The organism is Streptococcus sp. CL6.22, from assembly GCF_049738055.1.
Taxonomy (GTDB): domain Bacteria; phylum Bacillota; class Bacilli; order Lactobacillales; family Streptococcaceae; genus Streptococcus; species Streptococcus mitis_DJ.
In genome coordinates this window covers 1-14,363 of sequence record NZ_JBKOTV010000008.1, presented here as the reverse complement: position 1 = coordinate 14,363, position 14,363 = coordinate 1, and the positions used below count along the sequence as shown (strand labels likewise).

Here is a 14,363-nt window from a genome sequence, read left to right as displayed (position 1 = left end):
CCTTGGGCTGTTTTTACTTCTGCGGAATCTCAAATCTGTCTTTTCCTTCTTTTATGATATAATAGAAACATGAAATTAAAAACTACTTTGGGCCTTCTTGCTGGGCGTTCTTCCCACTTCATTTTAAGCCGTCTTGGCCGTGGAAGTACGCTTCCAGGAAAACTTGCCCTTCAATTCGATAAAGATATTTTACAAAACCTAGCTAAGAACTACGAGATTGTCGTAGTGACTGGAACCAACGGAAAAACCTTGACAACTGCTCTCACTGTCGGCATTTTAAAAGAGGTTTATGGTCAAGTTCTGACCAACCCAAGCGGTGCCAACATGATTACAGGAATTGCGACAACCTTCTTAACAGCCAAATCTTCTAAAACTGGGAAAAATATTGCCGTCCTAGAAATCGACGAAGCCAGTCTATCTCGTATCTGTGACTACATCAAGCCAAGCTTATTTGTTATTACTAATATTTTCCGTGACCAGATGGACCGCTATGGTGAGATTTACACAACTTACAAGATGATTTTGGATGCCATTCGTAAGGTGCCTACTGCCACTGTTCTTCTTAATGGAGACAGTCCACTTTTCTACAAGCCAGCTATTCCAAATCCTGTACAGTATTTTGGTTTTGACTTGGAGAAAGGTCCAGCTCAGCTGGCTCACTATAATACCGAAGGAATCCTCTGCCCTGACTGCCAAGGCATCCTCAAATATGAGCACAATACTTATGCAAACTTGGGTGCCTATATCTGTGAAGGTTGTGGATGTAAACGTCCTGATCTCGACTATCGCTTGACAGAACTAGTTGAGTTAACCAACAATCGCTCTCGCTTTGTCATTGACGGCCAAGAATACGGCATCCAAATCGGTGGACTTTACAACATCTACAACGCCCTAGCTGCTGTGGCTATCGCCCGTTTCCTCGGCGCAGATTCCCAACTAATCAAGCAGGGATTTGATAAGAGTCGTGCTGTCTTTGGACGCCAGGAAACCTTCCATATCGGTGACAAAGAATGTACCCTCGTTTTGATTAAAAATCCAGTTGGTGCAACCCAGGCTATCGAGATGATTAAACTAGCTCCTTATCCATTTAGCCTCTCTGTCCTCCTCAATGCCAACTATGCAGATGGAATTGATACCAGCTGGATCTGGGATGCGGATTTTGAACAAATCACTGACATGGATATTCCTGAAATCAACGCTGGCGGTGTTCGTCATTCTGAAATCGCACGTCGTCTCCGAGTGACAGGCTATCCAGCTGATAAAATCACTGAAACAAGCAATCTGGAACAAGTTCTTAAGACAATTGAGAACCAAGACTGCAAGCATGCTTATATTCTGGCTACCTATACTGCTATGCTTGAATTCCGCGAACTGCTGGCTAGTCGTCAGATTGTTAGAAAGGAGATGAACTAATGGTTTATACTTCACTTTCCTCAAAAGATGGCAATTACCCTTATCAGCTCAACATCGCTCACCTCTACGGAAACCTCATGAATACATACGGGGACAATGGAAACATCCTCATGCTCAAGTATGTGGCTGAAAAGCTGGGAGCCCATGTGACCGTTGACATCGTTTCTCTCCATGATGACTTTGACGAAAATCACTACGACATCGCCTTTTTCGGTGGCGGTCAAGACTTTGAACAAAGTATTATTGCAGACGACCTACCTGCTAAAAAAGAGAGCATTGACAACTACATCCAAAACGATGGTGTGGTTCTGGCTATCTGCGGTGGTTTCCAACTATTGGGTCAATATTATATTGAAGCTTCAGGGAGACGTATCGAAGGGCTAGGTGTCATGGGCCACTACACCCTCAACCAGACCAATAACCGTTTTATAGGTGACATCAAGATTCACAATGAAGATTTCGATGAAACCTACTATGGCTTTGAAAATCACCAGGGCCGTACTTTCCTCTCGGATGACCAAAAACCACTGGGACAGGTTGTCTATGGAAATGGAAATAACGAAGAAAAGGTCGGCGAAGGGGTTCATTATAAGAATGTCTTTGGTTCTTACTTCCACGGGCCTATCCTCTCTCGCAATGCCAATCTTGCTTATCGCCTAGTCACTACTGCCCTCAAGAAGAAATATGGTCAGGACATTCAACTCCCTGCTTATGAGGACATCCTCAGCCAAGAAATCGCTGAAGAATACAGTGATGTCAAAAGCAAGGCTGACTTTTCTTAAACCAAGAAAAATCATATCAAAGAACTCCGTTATCTTGTCGGAGTTTTTTTGTCTTTTCTTTTACCCTTCTCCCTTGCATTTTCTCTCATTTTTTGCCAAAATAGAGGGGTAGAAAGAAGGTAGCATATGTCTAAATTACAACAAATCGTAACATATCTTGAATCAGAAAAACTAGACGTCGCTGTCGTATCTGACCCCGTCACAATCAATTACCTCACTGGCTTTTACAGTGATCCCCATGAACGCCAAATGTTCCTTTTTGTCCTAGCAGATCAGGAACCTCTCCTCTTTGTCCCAGCCCTTGAGGTTGAGCGTGCAAGCAGCACTGTTTCCTTCCCAGTTGTGGGCTATGTGGATTCTGAAAATCCATGGCAAAAAATGAAACATGCTCTTCCACAACTTGACTTCAAACGTGTCGCTGTTGAGTTTGACAATCTCATCTTGACCAAATATCATGGCTTGAAAATAGTCTTTGAAACTGCTGAGTTTGAAAACCTCACTCCTCGTATCCAACGTATGCGCCTTATCAAATCAGCTGACGAAGTGCAAAAAATGATGGTTGCAGGTCTCTATGCGGACAAGGCTGTTAATGTTGGCTTTGACAATATTTCTCTTGATAAGACAGAGACAGATATCATCGCTCAAATTGACTTTGCCATGAAACGTGAAGGTTATGAAATGAGCTTCGATACCATGGTCTTGACTGGTGATAATGCTGCAAATCCACACGGTATCCCAGCAGCAAACAAGGTTGAAAATAATGCTCTTCTCCTCTTTGACCTCGGTGTTCTGGTCAACGGCTATGCTTCAGATATGACTCGTACAGTCGCTGTTGGTAAACCAGACCAATTCAAGAAAGACATTTATAACTTGACTCTTGAAGCTCAACAAGCTGCTCTTGACTTTATCAAACCAGGTGTGACTGCCCATGAAGTGGACCGCGCTGCCCGTGAGGTCATCGAAAAAGCTGGTTACGGCGAGTACTTCAACCACCGTCTTGGTCACGGTATCGGTATGGATGTCCACGAATTCCCATCTATCATGGAAGGAAACGACATGATCATCGAAGAAGGCATGTGCTTCTCTGTTGAACCAGGTATCTATATCCCTGGTAAAGTCGGTGTCCGTATCGAAGACTGCGGTGTTGTTACCAAGGATGGCTTTGACCTCTTTACAAGCACCAGCAAAGATTTGCTTTATTTTGATTAAAATTTTTCAAAAATCTTCCCACAATAAAACGCATACTATCAAGGTTCTTGAACACTTGATAGTATGCGTTTTTCTAATTTGAAAGACTTTTGGCTCAGACTCTTTACTTAATCTTCTTGATACTTTGACTAAGAATAAATCCTACAATCATCCCTACCATATTTTGCATGAAATTTGGTAAAATTTCTGGTAGAGCTGCAGCCCAGCCATTCATCAAAGTAGAACCCAAGGCGTAACCCCCTACCATGGCAATCGTTGCTAAGACAAGGCCTAACCACTGAGTTTTTCCTTTAAATCCTGCAAAAAATCCCTGCAAGCCATGGTTGACCAAGCTAAAGAACATCCACTGAGGGTAGCCTGATAAGAGGTCAATCAAGAAACCTGCTAGTCCTCCGACTACAGCTCCTTCACGACTACCAAAGTAAAAGGCCGCGAAGAAGACACCCGCATCTAAAAGAGTTAGAATGCCTGTCGGTGTTGGAATTTTTAAGAAATAGCCTAGAACCACAGAAAGGGCGGTTAATAGAGATACAAGTGCGATTTTAGTTGTTTTTGTCTGCTTCATATTGTCTTACTCCATACTGATCTGCTTGTGCAATAGCACGATAAACGAAAGCCTTAGAACTTTCTACTGCTGGTAAAAGTTCATCACCTTTAACCAAGTGACTGGCGATGCTAGAGGCAAAGGTACAACCTGCGCCAGCATTTTGCCCTTGGATAACGGGATTTTCTAGGACTGTAAAGTTTTGTCCATCATAAAATACATCTACAGCCTTGTCCTGATTAAGGCGATTGCCTCCCTTGATAATGACTGCTGGCGCTCCTAATTCATGCAATTTCTGCGCTGCCGTTTTCATATCTTCCAAGGTTTTAATTTCCTGACCAACCAATAATTCTGCTTCAGGAAGATTAGGCGTGATCACACTGACATAAGGGAAAAAGCGAATCAATTCTTGGCAGAGTTCACTTACAGCTACGTCGTGTGTTTCCTTGCAGACCAAGACAGGATCCAGAACCACAGGCACTCCTGGGCGTTGCTTGATAAAGTCCAAAGCCTTCTCAGCTACGCTGACAGTTGGTAGAAGACCAATCTTAATCCCTGCAAATTCCACATCACGCAAGCTATCTAATTCATGTTGAAAAATGGTATCGTCAGTTGGAAAGACCTCAAAGCCTTTTTCTGTTAAGGCGGTCAAACAAGTCACAGCTACAAAACCATGCAAGCCGTTTAAGGTATAGGTAGCCAAATCAGCTGACAAACCACCACCACTAAAAATATCATTTCCAGAAAGTGCTAAAATACGATTATTCTTCATAACGAATCTCCTTTAAATACAAACCATTAGGTGCTGCCGTTGGACCAGCAAGTTGCCTGTCCTTCTTCTCCAAGATGAGGTCAATCTGCTCCACTTGCATACGGTTGTTGCCGATTTTGAGCAGTGTCCCCACCATATTGCGAATCTGCTTATACAAGAAACCATTTCCTGCAAAGGTAAAAGTCAAAAACTGGCCGGTCTCATCGACTGTTAAACTAGCTTCTGTGATGGTGCGAACCTTGTCCTCTACACTGGTCCCAGAGGCTGTAAAACCTGTAAAATCATGGGTCCCCTCTAGCTTTTTGATTGCAATCTGCATGCGTTCCACATCAAGCGGATAAGGAAAGTGGGTGGCATAGTGACGGCGCATCGGATTTTTGGGACGGCCCCTATCCACGATAAACTCATAGGTCTTACTGTGCTTAGCATAACGGCAATGAAAATCATCCGCCACAAGCTCAATCGAAATCACATCAATATCTTCAGGGGACTGAGTGTCTAGAGCAAAACGGAGCTTCTCCTCATCCATTTGATAAGGCAGGTTAAAATGAATAACCTGTCCCAGGGCATGAACCCCACTATCTGTCCTACCAGCACCGTGAACAGTAATGGCTTGCCCTTTATTTAACTTGGTCAAGGTTTTTTCAATTTCTTCCTGAACACTACGCGCATGGGGCTGGCGCTGAAAACCAGCAAAGGCGTAACCATCATAGGAAATAGTTGCTTTATATCTTGTCATAACTTCTATTTTATCAAGAAATTAGTCTGTAAACAAGGCCCTAAATCAAATAGTGTCTGGGTACAAAAATCCAAAAAAGAAAAACTTAGGAAACCAATCCTAAGCTCTCTTTTGAAGTAGGTACATGACAAAGATAGAGGTTACAATTAACCAAGATCCTAAGATAGCAAAGACCAACATCCCATTGTGAGTTAATAAGCCAATTGCACCTAGAACGAATGGAGTCGTAAAGGCTCCGAAACTACAGCCTAAAACTGCAAATGAGGTTGCTTGATTGAGGAGTTTAGCTGGAATTCTTTCAGAGACAAGTTGAAAGACTGTCGTCAAGGCTACACTGTAGGCAAAGCCAGCCAGAATACTTCCTGCCACTACCACCCACAAGGATGGAGACAAGGCAATCACAATTTGCCCCAAGCCGAAGGTAATACCAGACCAGAGGAGCAGTTTCTCTTTAAATATTGAAATCAGGAAAGAAAAACTCACACCAGCCACAATCCCGATTAACTGCATGACACTAAGAACAAAACTAGATAACTGGGCATCTCCCAGTCCTCTTTCCACCATCAGACTTGGAATACGGATGGTAATAGCTGTATTGGTACAAACTACAACCGCCGCTTCAATAGCTAAGATAAAAATCAAGCCCTTCATTTCCCGAGTTAAGCGACTTGCTTCCTTCGTTTTTTTCTTGACTTCTTTCTTTTCTTTTCCATAAGGTACAAAGAGCAGATAAAGGATCAGAACTAAAAATCCAGCACTATAAGCTAAGAAAGTAGCTGTCCAACCAAAGGCCAACAATTGGCCGACTGCCAAGGTAATGAGAGAAGCCCCAACGACCTCTGCAGAACCGCGTAGCCCTAACATCTGAATTCTCGTTTTTCCTTGATAGCGTTCACTGATAATAGAAATGGCCTTGGCATTGATCATCCCAACACCTAAACCAAAAAGAATCCGTGTTCCAAAGACAAAAGGATAAGCTTGGTACCAAAAGGGAGCAGTTCCACTTAGTGATAAAATCAGCAATCCCAAACTGATCTGTAAGCGCTCAGGAAATATTTTTTCTAAGAAACCATTTAGTAATAACATAATCATGATTCCAAAGGAAGGCAAGCTCGCCAAGAGCTCAATTTGTTCCTTAGGATAACCTTGATAATAGTCAAACATGGCTGGCAGGGCACTCGAGATGGAAAAGGACGTAATCAAAACGAGGGAGAGAGCCAAAATACTGGCCCGTTCTAAAAATTGTTTCATGAAATCTCTTTCTATATTTCTCTTAATCTTCTACTTTTTTGATAGTCATCAAACAAGCAAGAAAAGAAGAAGCCTCTTTAGTGTACAGACTCCTTCTTAAACTCGAAAATGAATCCCTTGTGTCTTAGGATGATTTTCTCTTGATTTGCTTAATAAAGTAGAAGATAAATCCTGCCACCATATAAGCAACAAAGATAATCAGACACCACTTGAACACGACATCCCAACCCTTGTTCACATTCAAAAAGAAGTACGGGAAGGGACTGACCTTAGAATTAGGAACATCAAGTTTCAATACCAAGCCATTAAAAAGAGCAAAAATCATATACAGCAAGGGTAAAATCGTCCACACAATTGGGTCCCAAATCTTGTATTGACCCTGTTTGTCAAAAAAGAGGGTATCTGCTAAAAACCAGAGGGGAACGATATAGTGGCAAAGGAAATTTTCTAGAGTATAGAAATTAGTCGCAATAGGCGCTAAAAGGAAATGGTAAATCACACAGGTAATCATGATACTCATGGTGACCCCACCTTTTAAGCGCAAGAGACTTGGTCTTTGCCAGTTTTCACCTAAACGGCTCATAACCTTTAGGAGATAGAGCGTAAAAATCGCGACTAAAAGGTTGGACAGAACCGTATAATAGAGTAACATCCCAAATCCACCATGCTTGGCGATTTCAAGATAAACTCCCGTAAAAGCCGCTAGAAACAAGAAGATACGGCTATAAAATACAAGTTTATAGTGTTTTGACATGCTTAAATTTTCTTCACAAACTCTGATTTGAGTTTCATGGCACCGAAGCCATCGATTTTACAGTCGATATTGTGGTCGCCTTCTACGATGCGGATATTCTTCACGCGCGTCCCTTGTTTCAAATCTTTTGGCGCACCTTTTACTTTTAAGTCCTTGATGAGAGTTACTGTATCACCGTCAGCCAATTTATTCCCGTTGGCATCGATAGCAACAAGACCCTCTTCTACATCTGCAACTTCAGCAGGATTCCACTCATAAGCACACTCTGGGCAAACCAGTAGGGCACCGTCTTCGTAGACATACTCTGAGTTACATTTTGGGCAATTTGGTAGGTTGTTCATGGTTTCTCCTTATCATCATTCACTATTCTTTGAAAATCAAAATTTCTCGAACAGCAACTATTATACCTTAAAATCAGCATTTTGACAAATATAGAAAAAAACCGATATCAATCTATCGGCTTTTCTACATCTACATTCTTTTTTTAGCTTCTGCTTTGATTTTTTCAACTACTTCTTGAATGTTCAAGCCAGTTGTATCAAGGTAGACAGCATCCTCTGCTTGTTTGAGAGGCGAAGTCTCACGATGACTATCCTTGTAGTCACGCGCAGCAATTTCCTCTTTTAGAGTTTCAAGGTCTGTTTCAATTCCCTTGGCAATATTTTCCTTGTAACGGCGCTCTGCTCTTTCATCTACCGAAGCTACTAGGAAAATTTTCAATTCTGCTTGTGGCAATACAACAGTCCCAATATCGCGACCGTCCATGACAATCCCACCTTGCTGGGCAATCTCTTGTTGGAGAGAAACTAGTTTCTCTCGTACTTCAGGAATTGCTGCAATAGCTGAAACATGATTGGTCACTTCATTTTCACGAATAGGATGGGTGATATCCACATCTCCTACAAAGACAAGTTGTTCTCCAGTTTCTGAGCGTCCAAAACTGATTGGATGCTGGTCCAATAAGGCTAAAAGTTCTTCAACTTGTTCAACTCCTAATTGGTTCCTGAGAGCCATGTAGGTCGCTGCACGATACATAGCACCTGTATCTAGGTAGGTGAATCCAAAATCCTTGGCAATAATCTTTGCGACCGTACTCTTGCCACTTGAAGCAGGACCGTCAATAGCAATTTGAATCGTCTTCATTTATGACTCCTATCTAGTCTTAATCACATCTCCAGGATTAGCAAACCAAGATCCTGTAGCCATATGGCCAGGATTCAAAGCCTCTAACTGAGCAATCGAGATTCCTGCACGAGCGGCAATAGCTGCTTCTCCTTCTCCAGCCATAACTTTTGTAGTTCCTTCTGGATCAGTTGGATGTTCTGAGCTACTAGATGACTCTTCTACCTTCTCCTCTGAACTAGAAGATGCCTGCTCTGAACTACTACTAGAAGTAGAAGAAACTTGCTCTACTTTTGTATCTGAATCGTGAAAATCTTTCAAGGCTGCTGTGCGATTACTCCCACCCGATGAAAGATAGATAAGAACAATAATCATCACGACTACAATCACAAAGAAAATACTTGCTAAAATAGTCAAGATACGATTAGCCAGCACTCCTCCACCTTGTTCTCTCTTACGACGTTCTGATCTTGTTTCTTCTTGATTCTCATAAATATCTTCTTGCCACGGTTCTTTTGCCATACCTTACTCCTTGTTTTTTTTTACTTTTCTTATTACAATATAAATATGAAAATCACACTTATACCTGAACGTTGCATTGCCTGTGGGCTTTGCCAAACTTATTCTGAATTATTTGATTACCACGATAATGGAATCGTGCGTTTTTACGATGACCCTGACCAACTAGAAAAAGAAATCTCTCCTAGTCAGGACGTCGTAGAAGCTGTTAGAAACTGTCCGACACGTGCCTTGATTAAAGATTAACTCTAACATCGATAAGAACGTTCCACTCCTTCTAGTTTAGCATATTTCCATGCAAAATTATAGTCTTTTCTCTTTATTTTTTTCTGTAAGATCAGGAAGGTCACTTTTTTCTTTGACGAGATAAAGTGGTCTTTTTTTAGTCTCTAGATAAATCTTACTGATATACTTGCCGAGAATCCCAATGGTCAAGAGTTGAATCCCTCCGAGAAAGAGAATAACAGCCATCAGAGAGGTCCAACCTGATGTCGGATTGCCCAAAATGAGGGTCCGAACCACAACAAAAAAGGTCATAAGAAGAGAAATAAAACAAGATAGGAGACCTGCCACAAAGGCGATAATCAAGGGAAAATCTGAAAAATTAACAATCCCTTCAATGGAGTAGAAAAAGAGTTGCCTAAAACTCCAACTGGTATTGCCAGCCTGCCTTTCGACATTTGGATAGTCCAGATAGTGGATTTTAAAGCCGACCCAGGCAAAGAGTCCCTTCGAAAAGCGATTGGACTCAGTCAAGCTTAAAATGGCATCCACTACAGATTTTCTCATCATGCGAAAATCACGGACACCTGAGGGCAAGGCTACTGGGCTAATTTTTTGCATAAGGCGGTAAAAGAGATCAGCACATAAACTACGAAAGAAGGGTTCTCCCTCCCGACTAGTTCTGCGTGTACCAACACAGTCCAAGTCTGCATTCTGGTCTAGTAAATTTTTCATCTCAAGCAACATACTCGGAGGATCCTGGAGGTCTGCATCCATCACCACCACTAAATCTCCTGTCGCATATTGTAAGCCTGCATAGAGAGCTGCTTCTTTGCCAAAATTTCGAGAGAAAGAAATATAATGAACTGCCGGATTTTGCTCCCGATAGGACTTTAAGAGTTCCAAAGTCCCATCACTTGATCCATCGTCGACAAAGACATACTCAATTTCTGTTTCCAAATCTGGAAGTAAAGCTTCCAAAGCCTGATAAAAAAGAGGAAGTACTTCCTCTTCGTTTAAACAGGGGACAATGATTGACATCACCATCTTAGTCTTCAAATCCATTTGGATGCTTGCTTTGCCAACGCCATGCGTCTTCACACATTTGGGTGATGCCTAATTCTGCTTCCCAGCCGAGTTCTGCTTTGGCTTTTGCAGGATCTGAATAGCAGGCTGCGATATCCCCTGGGCGACGGTCTACGATACGGTAAGGAATTGGACGTCCCACCGCTTTTTCCATGTTTTGGATAATTTCAAGAACTGAGTAGCCTTTACCTGTTCCAAGGTTATAAACGTTTAGGCCTGAACCTTTTTGGATTTTTTTCAGAGCTGCGACGTGACCTTTAGCCAAATCGACAACGTGGATATAGTCACGAACACCAGTTCCGTCTTCCGTATCGTAATCGTCTCCAAACACTTGCACTTGCTCTAATTTTCCAACGGCTACTTGAGTCACATATGGCAAGAGATTGTTTGGAATACCGTTTGGATTTTCTCCCAAATCTCCGCTCTCATGAGCTCCGATTGGGTTGAAATAACGAAGTAAGACCACATTCCATTCTGAGTCCGCCTTATAGATATCGGTCAAAATTTCCTCTAGCATAAGCTTAGTACGGCCGTATGGATTGGTCACTGAAAGTGGGAAATCTTCCAAAATTGGCACTGTATGAGGATCTCCGTAAACTGTCGCAGAAGAACTGAAAATAATGTTTTTACAGTTGTTTTCTTCCATGACCTTCAAAAGACTAACAGTTCCAGCGATATTGTTGTCATAGTAGGCAAGAGGAATACGGGTAGATTCACCGACAGCCTTCAAGCCAGCAAAGTGAATGACACCAGTTGGTTCTTCTTGTTTGAAAATGTCACGAAGAGTATCTGTATCACGGATATCTGCCTCATAGAAAGGCACTTCAACTCCTGTAATTTTCTCAACAACTTCTAAACTTTTTCTGTTACTATTCACAAGGTTATCCACCACAACAACCTGATGACCTGCTTGGATTAACTCAATAACAGTGTGGGTTCCGATAAAACCTGCTCCACCCGTTACCAAAATCTTTTCTTGCATCTTTTTTCCTCGATTCTCGGATTATTTTTTCTTATTTTACCATTTTTGATAGGGAATGTCATTTGCCATCCTAGAGGGGAGGATAAAATTTCAGTAAAATGCTTATACTCTTTGAAAATCTCTTCAAACCACGTCAACGTCGCCTTGCCATATATATGTTACTGACTTCGTCAGTTCTATCCACAACCTCAAAGCAGTGCTTTGAGCTAACTTCGTCAGTTCTATCCACAATCTCAAAGCAGTGCTTTGAGCAGCCTGCAGCTAGTTTCCTAGTTTGTTCTTTGATTTTCATTGAGTATTATTCGCTTTTTACTCGTTTGACATAGTTTTCAATTGGGTAGTTTAGAGGGTCCAAGGTTAACTCCCTATCTTGAATCAGTTGAGCTAGATGGTAACCAATGATAGGACCAGTTGTGAGGCCTGATGAACCTAGTCCACTAGCAGCATAGACACCTGCTAATTCTGGCACCTGCCCAAAGAAAGGTGAGAAATCACTGGTATAGGCACGGATTCCCACACGCTCAGCTCTTGAAGTCGCTCTAGCTAAAACTGGATAGTGAGGCAAGGCTGCCTCCTCCATTTGTTTAAGCAAGGTTTCATCTACCGTAAAATCAAATCCCATGTCATTTTCATGAGTAGCGCCTAGGGATAATTTCCCACCTGCAAAAGGAATCAAATCCCACTCCCCTTCTGGCATAACAACAGGGTACGCTTCCATGTCTTGGGCAAGTTGATAATCTCGGAGTTGCCCCTTTTGGGGACGAACATCTACTTCATAACCTAAAGGTTCTAACAGGTGTCCCAACCAAGCTCCCGTTGCCAAAATAACCTGATCAAACACCTCTTCTCCAATCTGGTATCCTGATGCTAAAGGTGTCAGACTCACTTTTTCTTTGACCAGCGTGACGTGACTGGCTTCCAGCAAACGAGTCACTAAGAGTTGACCATCTACTCTCGCTCCACCAGAAGCATAGAGCAGGTGATCAAATTCCTGCAAGCCAGGGAATAATTCATTAGCTGATGCTGAGTCCAGAATGGCTAATTGCCCTATCAAAGGAGATTCTTCTCTGCGCTGGAAGGCTAGTTGATAGAGTTCTTCCAACTTAGTTTCATCCTTTTTCAGGAGAAAGACTCCCGAACGCTGGTAAAAGTCGATTTCTTGTCCTGACTTGTCTAAATCAGCTAATAAATCCACATAAAAGTCAGCCCCCAAGCGCGCCATTTTGTACCAGGCCTTATTGCGGCGTTTGGAAAACCAAGGGCTGATAATTCCTGCTGCGGCCTTGGTAGCTTGACCTTGTCCATGGTCAAAAACGGTCACCTCTAGGTCACTTTCTTTAGAGAGGTAGTAGGCAGCTGTTGCACCTACAATCCCTGCTCCGATAATGGCAACTTTTTTCATTGTTTTTACTTTCTAACTAGATATGGTGGAAAGGATTGGTTGACGCTTGACTAGGTACAATATCGATTGTCCAGCCTTTTTCCTCTTTCCATTGATTAAGAAGCTCTGCGATTTTTTCCACAAAAAGCACTTCAATATAGTGGCCTGGGTCCAATGCCAACAAACCATCAGACAGCATATCCTGGGCAGTGTGGTAGTAGATGTCACCAGTGATATAGACATCCGCTCCTTTAGCTAAAGCATCCTTATAGAAAGACTGCCCGCTACCACCACAGATGGCCACTCTTGAAATAGGCTTCTGCAAATCAGTCTCTTGATAATGCACCAATCGAAGACTATCTAGACCAAAGACTTGCTTGACATGTTGGGCTAATTCTCCAAAGGTCTGAGGCTGAATATTCCCAATACGTCCAATTCCACGTTCAGGACCTGTTTCCTGCAGATAAGTTGTCTCCTCGATTCCTAGCATCTGACAGAACCAGTCATTGAGACCATTTTCAACGATGTCAATATTGGTATGGCTGACATAAACTGCGATGTCATGCTTTATCAGATCAATGTAAATCTGATTTTGCGGACGACTAGATACCAAGTCCTTGATAGGACGGAAAATCGGCGCGTGCTTGGCAATAATCAAGTCCACACCCTTTTCAATGGCTTCAGCCACCGTTTCTTCACGAATATCGAGAGCCACCATGACCCTTTGGATATCCTTGTCCAAAGTGCCAATTTGCAGACCACGACTGTCTCCCTCCATGGAAAATTCCTGAGGGCAAAAGGCTTCATACACGTTAATCACTTCACTTGCTAACATGGAGCACCTCCTTGATGGCTTGAATTTTATCTACTAGAACTTGACGTTCCTCCAGATTTTTTTCTGGGATTTGTCCGAGGGCAAACTCTAGTTTAACAGCTTCTTTTTGCCATTTTTGGACAAAGACTGGACTGATCTCTTTGGTCAAGAAGGGACCAAAGCGAACATCACTGGCTGATAGCTTCATTTGTCCTACTTCCACCACCAAAATCTCGTAAAACTTGCCAGCTTCTTCTAAGATGCTTTCAGCTACAATCTGAAATCCGTTCTCTTGTAGCCAGATACGCAAGTCGTCTTCACGATTATTGGGTTGGAGGATCAATCGTTCTACATTAGCTAACTTGTCCAAGCCTTCTTCTAAAATCCTAGCAATCAAACGACCACCCATACCAGCAATGGTAATGACAGACACTTGGTCTGCCTCTTCAAAGGCTGCCAAGCCATTGGCTAAACGAACCTGGATTTTCTCCTTTAGGCCGTGAGCCTCAACATTTTTGACCGCAGACTGATAGGGACCTTCCACCACCTCACCCGCAATGGCACTTTTGATTTGGCCTCTTTCGACCAACTCGATAGGCAGATAAGCATGGTCACTTCCCACATCTAGTAAAATGGCTCCCTGTGGCACAAAGGAAGCCACTAATTCTAATCTCTTTGAAATCATTTTCTCTCACTTTCCAAAACTCTATTACCTCTTATTATACCACATTTCAGCTGGCAATCTTGTACCTAAAAAGACCGCAATCCACAGA

General features: G+C 42.4%; 17 protein-coding genes. 4 read left to right on the top strand and 13 right to left on the bottom strand.

Features of this window, described 5'->3' with window-relative positions; translation table 11 throughout:
* Positions 1–69 precede the first annotated feature (69 nt).
* From murT to ACLNCW_RS05095, 3 genes are all read left to right on the top strand, one after another.
* A complete protein-coding gene (gene murT, locus ACLNCW_RS05105; protein ID WP_173876411.1) occupies positions 70–1,413 on the top strand; it encodes a lipid II isoglutaminyl synthase subunit MurT in 1,344 nt (447 codons plus the stop codon).
* Entirely contained in the window at positions 1,413–2,195 is a 783-nt protein-coding gene (gene gatD, locus ACLNCW_RS05100) for a lipid II isoglutaminyl synthase subunit GatD (protein ID WP_112443988.1), read from the top strand. The genes murT and gatD overlap by 1 nt, the downstream gene beginning before the upstream one ends.
* Positions 2,196–2,321: 126 nt before the next feature.
* The gene (locus tag ACLNCW_RS05095; protein WP_424845458.1) at positions 2,322–3,404 is read left to right on the top strand and encodes a M24 family metallopeptidase; all 1,083 of its coding nucleotides are present in this window, start codon (positions 2,322–2,324) and stop codon (positions 3,402–3,404) included.
* A 103-nt stretch (positions 3,405–3,507) separates the two neighbouring features.
* Here ACLNCW_RS05095 and ACLNCW_RS05090 read toward each other — a convergent pair whose 3' ends face one another.
* From ACLNCW_RS05090 to ACLNCW_RS05055, 8 genes are all read right to left on the bottom strand, one after another.
* Entirely contained in the window at positions 3,508–3,969 is a 462-nt protein-coding gene (locus tag ACLNCW_RS05090; RefSeq protein WP_023945456.1) for an ECF transporter S component, read from the bottom strand.
* Entirely contained in the window at positions 3,947–4,720 is a 774-nt protein-coding gene (locus tag ACLNCW_RS05085) for a bifunctional hydroxymethylpyrimidine kinase/phosphomethylpyrimidine kinase (RefSeq protein ID WP_424845457.1), read from the bottom strand. Before ACLNCW_RS05085 ends, ACLNCW_RS05090 begins: the two co-directional genes overlap by 23 nt.
* Complete coding sequence (gene truA, locus ACLNCW_RS05080; RefSeq protein ID WP_424845456.1) at positions 4,710–5,459, bottom strand: tRNA pseudouridine(38-40) synthase TruA; 750 nt, start codon at positions 5,457–5,459, stop codon at positions 4,710–4,712. Before truA ends, ACLNCW_RS05085 begins: the two co-directional genes overlap by 11 nt.
* A gap of 99 nt (positions 5,460–5,558) precedes the next feature.
* Positions 5,559–6,710, bottom strand: a complete 1,152-nt coding sequence (locus ACLNCW_RS05075) for an MFS transporter (protein WP_023946242.1) — start codon at positions 6,708–6,710, stop codon at positions 5,559–5,561.
* 124 nt (positions 6,711–6,834) lie between these two features.
* Positions 6,835–7,464 (bottom strand): Pr6Pr family membrane protein, encoded by a 630-nt coding sequence (locus tag ACLNCW_RS05070; protein ID WP_000033942.1) that lies wholly within the window; start codon positions 7,462–7,464, stop codon positions 6,835–6,837.
* 2 nt (positions 7,465–7,466) lie between these two features.
* Positions 7,467–7,805, bottom strand: a complete 339-nt coding sequence (locus tag ACLNCW_RS05065; protein WP_001061596.1) for a zinc ribbon domain-containing protein YjdM — start codon at positions 7,803–7,805, stop codon at positions 7,467–7,469.
* Between the two features lie 130 nt (positions 7,806–7,935).
* Positions 7,936–8,607 carry a (d)CMP kinase gene (gene cmk, locus ACLNCW_RS05060; RefSeq protein WP_000849387.1) on the bottom strand — a complete coding sequence of 224 codons (672 nt, stop codon included), beginning with the start codon at positions 8,605–8,607 and terminating at the stop codon, positions 7,936–7,938.
* Between the two features lie 9 nt (positions 8,608–8,616).
* Positions 8,617–9,108: an SAG1386/EF1546 family surface-associated protein gene (locus tag ACLNCW_RS05055; RefSeq protein ID WP_001040919.1), complete on the bottom strand. Its 492-nt coding sequence runs from the start codon at positions 9,106–9,108 to the stop codon at positions 8,617–8,619.
* A gap of 45 nt (positions 9,109–9,153) precedes the next feature.
* Between ACLNCW_RS05055 and ACLNCW_RS05050 the strand changes: the two genes are divergently transcribed.
* Positions 9,154–9,351 (top strand): ferredoxin, encoded by a 198-nt coding sequence (locus ACLNCW_RS05050; RefSeq protein ID WP_004235080.1) that lies wholly within the window; start codon positions 9,154–9,156, stop codon positions 9,349–9,351.
* Positions 9,352–9,408: 57 nt separating this feature from the next.
* Here ACLNCW_RS05050 and ACLNCW_RS05045 read toward each other — a convergent pair whose 3' ends face one another.
* From ACLNCW_RS05045 to ACLNCW_RS05025, 5 genes are all read right to left on the bottom strand, one after another.
* Positions 9,409–10,374 carry a glycosyltransferase family 2 protein gene (locus tag ACLNCW_RS05045; RefSeq protein WP_424845483.1) on the bottom strand — a complete coding sequence of 322 codons (966 nt, stop codon included), beginning with the start codon at positions 10,372–10,374 and terminating at the stop codon, positions 9,409–9,411.
* A gap of 1 nt (position 10,375) precedes the next feature.
* Positions 10,376–11,395, bottom strand: coding sequence for a UDP-glucose 4-epimerase GalE (gene galE / locus ACLNCW_RS05040; RefSeq protein WP_045605967.1), 1,020 nt, complete (start codon positions 11,393–11,395; stop codon positions 10,376–10,378).
* Between the two features lie 298 nt (positions 11,396–11,693).
* Complete coding sequence (locus ACLNCW_RS05035; RefSeq protein ID WP_424845455.1) at positions 11,694–12,797, bottom strand: NAD(P)/FAD-dependent oxidoreductase; 1,104 nt, start codon at positions 12,795–12,797, stop codon at positions 11,694–11,696.
* A 16-nt stretch (positions 12,798–12,813) separates the two neighbouring features.
* Positions 12,814–13,611 carry a Nif3-like dinuclear metal center hexameric protein gene (locus tag ACLNCW_RS05030; protein WP_049546483.1) on the bottom strand — a complete coding sequence of 266 codons (798 nt, stop codon included), beginning with the start codon at positions 13,609–13,611 and terminating at the stop codon, positions 12,814–12,816.
* Positions 13,598–14,275 carry a tRNA (adenine(22)-N(1))-methyltransferase gene (locus ACLNCW_RS05025; protein ID WP_049546484.1) on the bottom strand — a complete coding sequence of 226 codons (678 nt, stop codon included), beginning with the start codon at positions 14,273–14,275 and terminating at the stop codon, positions 13,598–13,600. The genes ACLNCW_RS05030 and ACLNCW_RS05025 overlap by 14 nt, the downstream gene beginning before the upstream one ends.
* Positions 14,276–14,363 lie beyond the last annotated feature (88 nt).